The 12,832-nt window shown below is 75.0% G+C and carries 11 protein-coding genes; 8 read left to right on the plus strand and 3 right to left on the minus strand.

Annotation, left to right across the window (positions count from 1 at the left end):
* Positions 1-1,170: hypothetical protein (locus AB0L40_RS15005; protein WP_364355807.1), on the plus strand; the 1,170-nt coding region annotated here is incomplete at its 5' end.
* A gap of 66 nt (positions 1,171-1,236) precedes the next feature.
* Here the strand turns inward: AB0L40_RS15005 and AB0L40_RS15010 are convergent.
* The gene (locus AB0L40_RS15010; protein ID WP_364355810.1) at positions 1,237-2,001 is read right to left on the minus strand and encodes a hypothetical protein; all 765 of its coding nucleotides are present in this window, start codon (positions 1,999-2,001) and stop codon (positions 1,237-1,239) included.
* A gap of 119 nt (positions 2,002-2,120) precedes the next feature.
* The gene (locus AB0L40_RS15015) at positions 2,121-2,780 is read right to left on the minus strand and encodes a hypothetical protein (protein ID WP_364355813.1); all 660 of its coding nucleotides are present in this window, start codon (positions 2,778-2,780) and stop codon (positions 2,121-2,123) included.
* Positions 2,781-2,917: 137 nt separating this feature from the next.
* On the opposite strand from AB0L40_RS15015, the gene AB0L40_RS15020 reads away from it, so the two are divergent.
* From AB0L40_RS15020 to AB0L40_RS15045, 6 genes are all read left to right on the plus strand, one after another.
* A complete protein-coding gene (locus AB0L40_RS15020) occupies positions 2,918-4,492 on the plus strand; it encodes an acyl-CoA carboxylase subunit beta (protein WP_364355816.1) in 1,575 nt (524 codons plus the stop codon).
* A 181-nt stretch (positions 4,493-4,673) separates the two neighbouring features.
* On the plus strand, positions 4,674-6,026 hold the full coding sequence (locus AB0L40_RS15025; protein WP_364355819.1) for a hypothetical protein: 1,353 nt from the start codon (positions 4,674-4,676) through the stop codon (positions 6,024-6,026).
* A 148-nt stretch (positions 6,027-6,174) separates the two neighbouring features.
* Complete coding sequence (locus AB0L40_RS15030; protein ID WP_364355822.1) at positions 6,175-7,740, plus strand: GDSL-type esterase/lipase family protein; 1,566 nt, start codon at positions 6,175-6,177, stop codon at positions 7,738-7,740.
* A gap of 129 nt (positions 7,741-7,869) precedes the next feature.
* Entirely contained in the window at positions 7,870-9,186 is a 1,317-nt protein-coding gene (locus AB0L40_RS15035; RefSeq protein ID WP_364355825.1) for a PLP-dependent transferase, read from the plus strand.
* Positions 9,187-9,196: 10 nt separating this feature from the next.
* Positions 9,197-10,471, plus strand: coding sequence for a homoserine O-acetyltransferase (locus AB0L40_RS15040; protein WP_364355828.1), 1,275 nt, complete (start codon positions 9,197-9,199; stop codon positions 10,469-10,471).
* A gap of 130 nt (positions 10,472-10,601) precedes the next feature.
* Entirely contained in the window at positions 10,602-10,826 is a 225-nt protein-coding gene (locus AB0L40_RS15045) for a hypothetical protein (RefSeq protein ID WP_364355831.1), read from the plus strand.
* Positions 10,827-10,910: 84 nt separating this feature from the next.
* On the opposite strand, the gene AB0L40_RS15050 is transcribed toward AB0L40_RS15045, so the two are convergent.
* On the minus strand, positions 10,911-11,825 hold the full coding sequence (locus AB0L40_RS15050) for a PHP domain-containing protein (RefSeq protein ID WP_364355834.1): 915 nt from the start codon (positions 11,823-11,825) through the stop codon (positions 10,911-10,913).
* A gap of 269 nt (positions 11,826-12,094) precedes the next feature.
* Here AB0L40_RS15050 and AB0L40_RS15055 point away from each other — a divergent pair, with 269 nt between their 5' ends.
* Complete coding sequence (locus AB0L40_RS15055) at positions 12,095-12,787, plus strand: phosphoadenylyl-sulfate reductase (RefSeq protein WP_364355837.1); 693 nt, start codon at positions 12,095-12,097, stop codon at positions 12,785-12,787.
* The last annotated feature ends 45 nt before the right edge of the window (positions 12,788-12,832 follow it).

A 12,832-nucleotide genomic window follows, 5' to 3' on the forward strand; every position in this document is an offset into this window, starting at 1 on the left:
GTCGCGGCCGGCGCCCCGGCCCCCCTCGCGGTCGCCCTGGCGGCCGGCGCGCTGCTGGCGGTCAACCCGCTCGCGCACTGGTTCTCGCAGGAGGCCCGCAGCTACGCGCTGTTCATCCTGCTGAGCGCCACCGCGTGGGTCGTGCTGCTGTCCGCGGCCGAACGGGCGACGCCGCGCCGGCTCTGGGTCTGGGGGCTCGTCGCGGCCGCAGCCGCGTGGACGCACTACTTCGGCGGCCTGCTGTTCGTCGTCGGCTGGGCGACGCTCGCGCTCGTGGCGGTCGCGGGGGCCCGTGGCGGCCGGCTGCGGGCGCTCCGGCCGCTCGCGCTCCCGGCGGTCGTGTCCGGCGTGGCGGTCGCCGCGCTGGCGCCGATCGCACGCAACCAGCAGTCGACCGACATGTACCAGGCGATCTCGCAGGTCAAGGGCCTGCCGGCGCGCATCGTCGAGCTGCCCAAGCAGTTCGCCGTCGGCTACAACGCCCCCGCCGAGTACGTCGTGGGCGCGGTCCTCATGGTCGTCCTGGTCGTCCTCGTGCTCGCCGCGGCGTGGCCGCGCGACGGCCGGCCGACGCGCGCGACCGCGCTGCTCGGCCTGGTCGCGGTCGTCTGGGTCCTCCCCCTGCTCGCGCTCGCCGGGGGCTTCGACGTCGTCCTCACGCGCAACTTCGTCCTGCTGGTCCCGCCGCTGACCGTCCTGGCGGCGCTCGGCGCGTGGCGGCTCGGCCGCCGGGCCTGGATCGCCCTCGGGGCGGTCGCCGTCGTCCAGGTCGCCACGATCGTCATCGTCGCCCTGACGCCGGTCTACCAGCGCGAGGACTGGCGGGGCCTGATCCGCGCGGCAACGGACGGGATCGCGCGCCCGGAGGCCGTCTTCATCGGCGCCTACCAGGAGCCCGCGGCGACGTACTACGCGCCGACGCTGCGGCCGCTGCCCGCGACGCCGCTGGTCGTCCGGTCGGTCGCGCTCGTGGACCGCCTCGACCCCGGCAAGGCGATGACGCGGATCCCCGTCCCGCCGCCGCCCCCGGGCTTCACGCTCGCCCACGCCGAGCAGCGCGACCAGTGGCACGTCTTCGTCTGGACCGCCCCGGTCCCGACGGCGGTGGACCCGGCGCTGGTCGCCGCGTGGCAGACGACGCCCCCGCGCACGTCGCTGCTGCGGCCGTAGGAGCTCGGCCGCGACCGTCGCGGTCGCGCCCCCGGAGCCCGGCCCGCCGGCCGGGACCCCGCGGGCTCAGTCCTCGTCGCCGCCCAGCGGGCCGCGCCGCCGGCGCTGCACGAGCACGAGCGCGAGGGCCGCGGCGATGACGACGACGGCGCTCGGGACGACCCAGTCGGGCGTCCCGCCGTCGTCGCCGGACACGTCCTCGATCGGGGACGCCGTGGCGTCGTCGTCGTTCGTCGCGGCGTCGGAGCCGGTGGTCGTGCCGGTCTCGTCCGTGGTCGTCGCGGGGGTGGTCCCGGTCGCGGTGTCGGGCGCCGTGCCGCCGGAGGCGGGGGTGTCGTCCGTCGTCGTGCCGGGCTCGCCCTCGTCGGCGCCCGTCGCGCCGCCGCCCGGCGTCGACGCCGGGTCGGGGCCGGGCGGGTTGGCCTCGGCGTTGCTCACGCGCAGGCGCTTGCCGGTGCTGAGGTCGAGGATCGCCGAGATGTCCCAGTCCCGCCAGGCGCCGCGGCCGGCGGTGGGGACGTCGGTGTGGGCGATGCCGGCGTCGTCGCGGGTGGTCGTCGCCTTGAAGGTCTTCCCGCCCGAGGGCCGGATCCAGTAGGTCACGGTGGCGCCCTTGCCGGTGCCGGCGCCCTCGATCGTGGTCGAGAGGTCGACGGCCTCCTCGCCGGCGCTCGTGGTCGTGACCTCCGCCTGCGTGAGGATCGAGACGCCACCGGACCCGCCCTCGGCGATCTTCGTGCCCCCGTGCGCGCCGGCCGGCGCGGCGGCGCCGAGCGCGGCCAGGCCACTCAGGGCGACGACGAGGAGCGGGCGGACGGCCGCGGAGCGCATGGCCGCATGCTGACACGCGCCGCCCCGTCGGGACGCGGTGCGAGGGGCCGGCCGCACGCCGACCCGGACCCGGTCGTGCCGTGCGTCGGGACGCGGGGTCCGCGGCCCGGGCCCGGGGCTCAGTCCTGGCGCTCGGCGTCCCGGGCCGCGCGCCGGCGTCCGAGGAGGATCAGGCCGACGGCGGCGATGACGATCAGCGGCACGCTGACGAGGGACCACAGGGGCGCGCCGTCGCTCTTGCCCGAGACGTCGGTGATCCCGGCGTCGCTCGCCGGCGCCGCGGTCGTGGTGCTCCCGGTCGCCGTCGCGTCCGGCGCCGCGGTCGACCCGGAGACCGACGATGCCGCCGGGTCGGGCCCGGGCGGGTTGGCCTCGGCGTTGCTCACCCGGATCCGGATCCCGGTGGACGTCGCGAGGATCGCGGACACGTCCCAGTCGCGCCACGCGCCGCGGCCGGCGGTCGGGACGTCGGTGTGGGCGATCCCGGCCTCGTCGCGGGTCGTCGTCGCCCGGAAGGTCTTCCCGCCCGCCGGCCGGATCCAGTAGGTGACCGTCGCCCCGTTGCCCGTCCCGCGGCCCTCGATCGTGGTCGACAGGTCGACGGCGGGCTTCCCGCCGTCCGTCGTGGCGTCTTCCGCCTGCACCAGGACGCTGACGCCGCGACCGGAGCCCTTGGCGATGGTCGTGCCCCCGTGCGCGCCGGCCGGGACGGCGGCTCCGAGGGCGGCGATCGCGGTCAGGGACAGGACGAGGAGCGGGCGGACGGGCGCGGTGCGCATCGCCGCATGCTGGCAGGCCGCGGCCGGCGGCCGCCCGATCGGGTGATCACGGGGTACGCCATCCGGGTGGTGGACGGGCGGCCCGGGGGTCCCCGCACGGCACCGGGAGGTCACACGGGGATAGCATCCGCTGCCTCATGAGCCAGCGTCTGCACTCGCCCGAGACGTTCGAGGACAAGCTCGAGCTGCTCCGCGACCTCCGAACCCAGGCGATCCACTCCGCGTCGGAGGCGGCGGTCGAGAAGCAGCACGCCAAGGGCAAGTACACGGCGCGCGAGCGGATCGAGAAGCTCCTCGACGAGGGGTCCTTCCAGGAGCTCGACACGTTCGTCCGTCACCGCACGTACGACTTCGAGATGCAGAAGGAGCGGTCCTGGGGCGACGCCGTCGTCACCGGGCACGGCACGATCGACGGCCGCCCGGTCGCGATCTTCTCGCAGGACTTCACCGTCTTCGGCGGCTCGCTCGGCGAGGTCATGAGCGAGAAGATGTGCAAGGTCATGGACCTCGCGGCGAAGATCGGCTGCCCGGTCATCGGCATCAACGACTCCGGCGGCGCGCGGATCCAGGAGGGCGTGGTCGCCCTCGGCGGCTACGGCGACGTCTTCCAGCGCAACGTCGACTCCTCCGGCGTGATCCCGCAGATCTCGCTGATCATGGGGCCGTGTGCCGGCGGCGCCGTCTACTCGCCGGCGATCACCGACTTCATCGGGATGGTCAAGGAGACCTCCCACATGTTCATCACCGGCCCCGACGTCATCAAGACGGTCACCGGTGAAGAGGTCGGGATGGAGGAGCTCGGCGGCGCGATGAGCCACAACACCAAGTCCGGTGTGGCGCACTTCGCGTTCGACGACGAGGACCACGCGCTGGAGGAGACGCGCTTCCTGCTCTCGTTCCTCCCGCAGAACAACCTCGAGACCACGCCGGTCGTCCCGACGGACGACCCGTGGGACCGCGAGGAGCTCGCGCTCAACGACGCCGTCCCGGCGAACCCCAACAAGCCGTACGACATGCGCGAGGTCATCCAGCTCGTCACGGACGACGGCGAGTTCTTCGAGGTGCAGGAGCACTTCGCGAGGAACATCCTCATCGGGTTCTCCCGCATCGAGGGCCACGCGGTCGGCATCGTCGGCAACCAGCCCAACCAGATGGCCGGCGTGCTGGACATCGCGGCGTCCGAGAAGGCCGCGCGCTTCATCCGCACCTGCGACGCGTTCAACATCCCGCTGATCACGTTCTGCGACGTCCCGGGCTTCCTCCCGGGCACCTCGCAGGAGTGGGGCGGCATCATCCGCCACGGCGCGAAGATGCTCTACGCGTACGCCGAGGCGACGGTCCCGAAGGTCACGATCATCACCCGCAAGGCCTACGGCGGCGCGTACGACGTGATGGCCTCCAAGCACCTCGGCTCGGACTTCAACTTCGCCTGGCCCCAGGCCGAGGTCGCGGTCATGGGCGCCGAGGGCGCGGTCAACATCATCTACCGCCGCGACATCGCCGGCTCGCCGACGCCGGACGAGCGCCGCAAGGTGCTGATGGACGACTACAAGGCGCGCTTCGCGAACCCCTACGTCGCCGCCGAGCGCGGGTACATCGACAACGTGATCGAGCCGTCCGCCACGCGCGTCCGCGTCGCGAGCGCCCTGCGCGTCCTGCGCTCCAAGCGGGTCGCCCAGCCCAAGCGCAAGCACGGCAACATCCCGCTGTAGGCCGCGCGCCTCCCTCGCGGGGAGGCGGCGGGACGAGGACCGACGGCCCGGGCGACCCCCGGGCCGTCGTCGTTCCGCGGGCCTCCCCGGCACGCGGGCCGACCTGCGAACTCTCACGATTCCTCCGCCGGGGTCGTGTAGCGTGTAGGTCGCTCTGCCGCCGCTCCCCCCGGAGGCCCACGTGACCCGCTCCCCCGCGGTCGATCTCCCCGTCCCTCTCGCTCCCCGCGCCGCCCGCCGATCACGGTCCGCCCTGGCCTGCGCGGGCCTCGCGATCGTCGCCGCGCTGGCGACGGCCGGCCCGGCCGCCGCATCCTCGATCGTCTACCAGTGCGGTCCCGGCGTCTGCGCGGTGGACCCGGACACGTCGGACGCGCCACGGACCCTGACCACCGCGGGGTCGGTCGCGGGGGTCACCGCCGATGGGGCGACGGCGGCCTGGGTCGCGGGCGGGCAGCTCGTCGAGCGTCCGATCGCCGCCGGCGGCCGGACCGCGACGCTGTTCTCGGGCGAGATCTACGACTTCCCGCGGATCTCCCCCGACGGCACCCAGGCCCTCTGGAGCTTCTTCCTCGCCGGGACCGGCTGGTTCACGTACCTCGCGCCCGGGACGGGGACGAGCTACCCGCCGGCGGTCGCCTCCTCGACCTACCAGACGACCCACGGCTGGATGGGCTCGAGCGTGCTCCTCGCCCGCCGCGGCTACGGGTCGAACCTGCCGCGGATCTGCGCGGAGACGGTCGGGGGGCCGGGCTGCGACACGCTGCTGGCCACCGAGCCCGACGCGTCCACCCAGGTGTCGTTCCCCAGCGGCAGTCGCGACGGCGCGTTGGTCGTCGCCGTGCGCGGGCCGGAGTCCAGCGGCGTCGGCGTCCCGGTGCAGGGGCGGATCTCGATCTACTCGACGAGCACCCACACCCGCACGCGCGACCTGACGACGGGGACGACCGACGCCCACCCGGCGTTCTCCTACGAGGGCGACCGCGTGACGTTCGAGCGGGCGGGCACGATCTACGTCGTCCCGCTCTCGACCGGCGTCCCGCGGGCGGTCGCCACCGGGAGCATGCCGTTCTGGGGCGGGCCGCAGACCGTCGCGGCGCCGCCGGGGGGCCCGGGCGGGCCCGGGGCGCCGACGACCCCCACGACCCCGACCACGCCGACGACCCCGGCTCCGGGCGGCGCGGGGCCGGGAGGGGGCGCGGCCGGCGGCGGATCCTCCGGTCCAGGGACGACGACCGCGCCCGGCGCCCGGCTCGCCTCCACGTCCCTGCGCTACCGCCGGCGCGCCGTCGTGCTGCGGATCCGCTGCACGGCCCGGACGACCTGCAGCGGCGTGGTGCGGATCGCGAAGGGGCGCACGACGCTCGGCAGCCGCAGCTACCGCGTGCGGCCCGGGCGCACCGCCGCCGTCACGCTGAAGCCGACCGCCCGCGGCCGCCGGGCCATCGCCGCGGCGCGGACCCACCGGGTGGTCGTCCGGCTGACGCCCCGCGCGGGCAGCCCGCGGTCGACGACGCTCACGCTCCGTCGCTGAGCATGGGCCGGGGACGGCCCGGCCGCACGAGCGTCGCTGTTCGCCGGCCACGGGGCCCGGGCATCGTGCGACCGCGTGCACGCGGTGCGGTCCCGCATGAGATGGTTGATTCCGCGAGATCGTGGAATCAATCATCTAGGGTGAAAAGGTGAACTCCACGTCTGCCGCCCGCCGCCCCGATCGCGCCGGTCCCGTCGGGCACGGCGCGCGGTCCGCGGCCCCGCACCGGCCCGCGGCCGCCGGGCTCGTCGCGTCGGCCGGCGCAGCGGGGGCCGCCCTGCTGCTGGCGTTGCCGGCGACCGCCCCGGCCGCACCGCGCGGCGTCTTCGCGCAGCCCGTCAACACGCCCCACGCGGTGCGCCTCACGTGGGAGCGGCCGTCGGGGGGCGGGGTCACCGCGACGCGCATCGAGGGCCGCGACCTGGGTGCGCGATCACGGCGCTGGCGGGCCGTCCGGACGGTCCGCGCCAACACGGCGAGGATCACCGGCCTGAAGGCGGGGCACCGGTATCGCTTCCGGATCCGCTTCCGCACGACCGGGCGGTCCTTCGGCGCGCCCGGGCCGTCGGTGATCGTCCGGGCGCTCGGGCGGGTCCCGTCCGTCGTCACGGGCCTCGAGGCGTCGCCGGCCGGCACGGCGGCAGGCCTGGCTTGGGCGGCCGCCCCCGGAGCGACCCGCTACCGCGTCGAGCGCGTGGACGTGCTGAGCGGCACCGTCGAGCGCCTCGACGCTCCGTCGTCGGCCCGGACGCTCACCGACACGCCGCCGGCGCGGCTGGCGGGCCGCTGGCTGCGCTACCGCGTCATCGCGATGGACGGCGGCGCGGAGGCGGCGCCGTCCGCGCCCGTCGAGGTTCGCGCCCCCGGGTTCCCCGGCTACACCGCGTACTACGCGCTCGGCGACTCCTACGCCGCGGGCACCGGCCTCGGCCAGCCCTACGACGACCAGCCCTGCCGCCGCAACGGCCGCATGTGGGCCGCGCTGCTCCCGCGGGACCTCGTCCCGGTCCCGCAGTTCATCGCCTGCAGCGGCGCGACGACGACGAACGTGCGCTTGTCGAGCGACGGCGGGGTCGCGCAGGTGCCGGACATCGGCGGCACCCAGCTGGACCGCGTCCTCGGCGGGCTGCGTGCGACCCCCGGCCCGGCGCTGATCACGCTGAGCATCGGCGGCAACGACGCGCGCTTCGTGCCCCAGTTCACGCGCTGCGTGACGGGCGACTGCACGGGCGACGCGGCGACGGAGACCGCGCTGATCCGCGGGACGGTGCGCCGGAGCCTCGACGCGACGTTCGCGCAGATCCGCCGGATCGCGCCCGGGGCGGACGTCCTCGTCGCCGGCTACCCGCGGCTGTTCTCCGAGGGCGCCCTGCCCGTCGACGCGGTCTTCGCCCTGACGCTGACGCAGGCGGAGCGGCGCCTCGCCAACGTGTGGGCGACCCAGGTCGACGAGGAGGTCGCCGCGAGCGCGCGGGCCAACGGCCTGCACCCGGTGACCGACGAGGTGCTCCAGTCGTTCGCCGGTCACGGCGCCGGGAGCGCGGCGCCGTGGATCAACACGGTCCAGGTCGCCGACGCCGGGACGCCGATCGGCCTCGCGCCCGACGTGCCCGCCACGTCCTCGATCCACCCGAACGCGTCCGGCAACCAGGCGTACGCCGACGTGATGACGCAGGCGCTGCGGGCGTACGCCGCGCACGTCCAGGTGCGCTGAGCGCGGCCCGCGAACGCGTAAAGACGTGAATCTTGACCTTGTTTTGAACATTTCACGGCCCCGGGGCGCTACGCTCCGCCGGACAGCGCCTCGCGCGTCTTCCGACGACCCAGCGACCCCGGAGCCCCCATGACCGACGAGCAGCCCCAGTACCACCCCGAGACGATCGCGCTGCACGGCGGCCAGGAGCCGGACGCCGCCACGGGCGCCCGCGCGGTGCCGATCTACCAGACGACGTCGTACGTCTTCGACGACGTCCAGCACGGCGCCGACCTCTTCGCGCTGAAGACGCCGGGCAACATCTACACCCGGATCATGAACCCGACCTGGGACGTGCTCGAGCAGCGGCTCGCGCAGCTCGAGGGCGGCCCCGCGGCGCTCGTCACGGCGTCCGGCCAGGCCGCCGTCACCTACGCGGTGCTGAACATCGCGAACGCCGGCGACAACATCATCTCCGTGTCCCAGCTCTACGGCGGGACGTACAACCTCTTCGCGCACACGCTGCCGCAGTACGGCATCGAGGTCCGCTTCGCCGACGCCGACGACCCGGACGCCGTCGCCCGACTGGCCGACGACCGCACGAAGCTCGTCTTCGGCGAGACGATCGGCAACCCGCGCCTGAACGTCCTCGACATCCCGCGCTGGTCCGAGGCCGCCCACGCCGCCGGCCTGCCGCTGATCGTCGACAACACGGTGCCGACGCCCGTCGGCGCGCGCCTCTTCGAGCAGGGCGCGGACATCGCCGTCCACTCGCTGACCAAGTTCCTGGGCGGGCACGGCACCTCGATCGGCGGCGCGATCGTCGACAGCGGCAACTTCGACTGGTCGGCCCAGCCGGAGCGCTTCCCGGGCCTCACGCAGCCCGACCCCTCATACCACGGCGTCGTCTGGACGGAGGCCGCCGGGCCGATCGCCTACGTCCTGCGCGCCCGGACCGTCCTGCTGCGCAACACCGGCGCCGCGCTCTCGCCGTTCAACGCGTTCCTGATCCTCCAGGGCGTCGAGACGCTGACGCTGCGGATCGAGCGCCACAACCAGAACGCGCTCGCGGTCGCCAAGCACCTGGAGGCCCACGACGGCGTCGAGTGGGTCAACCACCCGGGCCTCGAGGGCAACAAGTACCACGAGGTGGCAGGGCGGGTCCTGCGCGGCGGCGGGGGCGCGCTCGTGTCCTTCGGCGTGAAGGGCGGGTTCGAGGCGGGCCGCACGTTCATCGAGTCGCTGAGCCTGTTCTCGCACCTGGCGAACATCGGCGACGCGAAGTCCCTGGCGATCCACAACGCGTCGACGACGCACTCGCAGCTGAGCGAGGAGGAGCTCGCCGCGGCCGGGGTCACGCCGGACGCCGTGCGCCTGTCGGTGGGCATCGAGCACATCGACGACCTGCTGGCCGACCTCGACCAGGCGCTCGCCAAGGCGCGCGCCCACGCCGGGGCCGCCGCGTGAACGGCGGGCGGTGACCCACGGCACGATCACCGGGGCCGACGGCCGCGACGGCTTCGCCCGCGACCTCGGCCCCGGCCTGGGCGAGACCGTCACCCGGACGGTCGTGCTGTTCACCGAGGAGCACCCGCTCGTCCTCGACAACGGGGCCCGGCTGGCGCCGGTCGAGGTCGCGTACGAGACGTACGGCACCCTCGACGCGTCGGGGACCAACGCCGTCGTCCTCTGCCACGCGCTGACGGGCGACGCGCACGCCGCCGGCCACCACGGCGACCCGGAGCGCCGCGGCTGGTGGGACGCGCTGGTCGGCCCCGGCCGGACGGTCGACACGGACCGGTCGTTCGTCGTCTGCGCCAACCTCCTCGGCGGCTGCCGCGGCACCACCGGCCCGAGCTCGCCGGACCCGGCGACCGGCGAGGCGTACGGCCTGGACTTCCCGGCCTTCACCGTGGCGGACCTCGTCCGCGTGCAGCGCGCCCTCGTGCGGCACCTCGGGGTGCGGCGCGTCGCCGCCGCGATCGGCGGGTCCCTCGGCGGGATGCAGGTCCTCGAGTGGATCCTGCAGGCGCCGGAGGAGGTGGAGCGCGCGGTCGTCGTCTGCGCGTCCGCGCGGCTCAGCGCCCAGAACATCGCGCTCTCGACCGCGGCGCGCGAGGGCATCCTCCGCGACCCGGACTTCCAGGGCGGTCGCTACGTCGGCACGGGCCGGATCCCGCGGGCCGGGCTGGCGGCGGCGCGGATGCTCGGCCACGTCACCTACGTGTCCGAGGAGGCCCTCGAGGCGAAGTTCGGCCGGCGCCGGCGGCCGGTCGCCACGGGGCCCGACGGCGCCGCGACGACGACGGACGACCCGGACGGGCCCGCGGAGGACCCGCACCCGGAGGGCACGCCCCGCCCCGTCGCGCCCCGCGACGGCCACGACTGGTTCGCGCCGTCGTTCGAGGTCGAGCACTACCTCGACCACCAGGCGGAGACGTTCCTCGAGCGCTTCGGGGCGCTCAGCTACCTCTACCTGACGAAGGTCATGGACGACTTCGCGCCGTTCGAGGCGCCGGACGCCGCCGACCGGCTCGCCCGCGTCCGGGCGGCGGGGACGAGGGTCCTCGTCGAGACGTTCACGAGCGACTGGCGGTTCGGGCCCGAGCACGGCGACCGGATCGCGGCCGCGCTGGTCGGCGCGGGGATCCTGACCGTCCGCCGCGACGTCGCATCGCCCTGGGGCCACGACTCGTTCCTGCTGCCGCTGCGGGAGCACCTGGACGTGGTGGCCGGCTTCCTGGCGTCGTAGCCGCGCGCCGACGCGGTCTGCCGAGGCGATCCGTCACCGGTGCGATCGTGCCGCCCCGACCCCGCCGCCCGGCCGGTTGGGCGCGCGGCGGGACGCCGGACTCCCGGTCCGCCCAGATACGCTTGCGCGCATGTCCGCCGACGGAGCCCCGCGCATCGACGTCCCCGCCTCGGCGACGCCGGAGGAGGCCGCGGCCCTCGTGGCCGCCGTCGAGCAGTTCCTGCGCGACACCGCGGTCGCGGTCGAGGAGGCGCCCGCGACGGACGCCTGGACCCGCACCGCCCTGCTCGAGGGCGTCAGCCGCAGCTCGTCCTGGAACACCGGCGGCGGCGACCTCTCCGCCTGGGCCTCCTAGCCGGGCCGCCCGGCGCCGCGCGTCGACGCGGAGGCGCCGGCTCGTCGTGAGTCCCGGTGGGGGCGGTGGGGGCGCGGGCGCCCGTCAGGCGATCCAGGGCTCCAGCGCGCCCCAGCTCGGCGTCAGGCCGTAGGTGGAGAACGCCCGGAAGCGCGAGAAGTTCGGGTGGTTCGGCCCGTGGAAGTCGGCCGAGCCGGTGGTGACGAGCCCGAGCCGCCGCGCCTCGCCGTGCAGGAGCGCCGACTGCTCGGCGCTGAAGCTCGCGTAGAACGCCTCGACGCCGTCCAGCCCGAGACCGGTGAAGCGCTCGAGGGTGGCCCGCACCTCGGCGGGCTCCATGACGTCCCAGAACGGGTGGGCCCAGACCGCGATCCCCCCGGCGGCGTGGATCGTGGCGATCGCCTCCTCCACCGTCGGCGTCGTCCGTGTGCGGAAGGCGGGCGCGCCGTCGACGAGGTAGGCGACGAGCAGGTCCGTCGCGGTCATCAGGCCCTCGGCCTCGATCCGCTCCGAGTTGGCGGGGTGGTCGAACGCCGCGGCCGCGACGTGCGGGCGCCCGATCGAGCGGCCGGCGTCGCGACGGGCGCGCAGCCCGGCCACGTCGACGGCCCAGCCGAGCTCGAAGAGCGCGTCGATCATGCGGTCGGCGCGCCCGGCCCGGTCCGCGCGCCAGGCCTCGAGCGACGACGCGAGCGCGGCGGAGGTGTGGTCCACGAGGTAGCCGCAGATGTGGAGGTCGGCGTGGGCCTCGTCGATGGCGGAGACCTCGATGCCCGGGATGACGGTCAGCCCGTCGAGCTTCGCGGCGGTGTCGAGCGCCTCCTGGACCCCGGCGACCGAGTCGTGGTCGGTGAGCGACATCGTCCGCACGCCGGCGGCGTGGGCGGCCCGCACGACGCGGGAGGGCACGAGGGCCCCGTCGCTCGCGGTCGAGTGCGACTGCAGGTCGAAGGTCGGTGCGGGATCGCCGGGCATGGTCGCGCGCGTGCCGAGGGGCACCGAGCGAGAGTAGGGGACGGCGCGCCGTCGCGGGACCCGGGACCGCCGACCGATTGGGTGCACGCACGGAATGGCTTCATTCCGACCCGGCATACCTGGTATTCCAGATCGAATCCGGTAATCCGGATGACCCTTCGATACTTTAGATGGTCCCGCACGACGCACGCGCGAGGAGCCCCGCACCCCGCCGAAGCACGGGCCCCCGCCAGCGGGCGCCACGGCCGCGGCGCCGGACCGAGGGGCACACCGGCCCCTCCCGGAGTCCGATCATGAGCCTCACCCCGCACGACACCGCCACCGCGCTCCACGACCTGCCGGACCTGGAGGCCTCCTCCGCGGGCGACGTCGTCGCCTGGGCGCTCGAGACCTACCACCCGCAGATCGCGCTGGCCTGCTCCTTCCAGAAGGAGGAGTCCGTCCTGCTGGACCTGATCTTCACGGCCAACCCGGACGCCCGGGTCTTCGCCCTGGACACCGGGGTGCTGTTCGACGAGACGTACGAGCTCTGGAAGCAGACCGAGGCGCGCTACGACACGAAGATCGAGCGCTGGCAGGGCCCGACGCTCGCGCAGCAGGCCGCCGAGCACGGCGACCGGCTGTGGGACCGCGACCCCTCGAAGTGCTGCGGCATCCGCAAGGTCGGCCCGCTGCGCGCGGGGCTCTCGACGCTCGACGCCTGGATCACCGGGATCCGGCGCGACCAGTCCCCGGCCCGCGCCGGCGCGCACAAGGTCGAGTGGGACGCCGGGTTCGGCCTCGTGAAGGTCAACCCGCTCGCCGACTGGGACGACAAGGCCGTCTGGCGCCACGTCCTCGAGCACGACCTGCCGTACAACCCGCTGCACGACCGCGACTACGCGTCGATCGGCTGCACCCACTGCACCAAGCAGGGCTCCGGCCGCGAGGGCCGCTGGGCCAGCTCCGACAAGATCGAGTGCGGCCTGCACCAGGAGGACGCGTGACATGACCGCGTCCCCCGCCCGTCCCACGTCCACGACCGCAGCACC

The sequence above is a fragment of the Patulibacter sp. NPDC049589 genome, from assembly GCF_040675535.1.
Lineage (GTDB): Bacteria > Actinomycetota > Thermoleophilia > Solirubrobacterales > Solirubrobacteraceae > Patulibacter.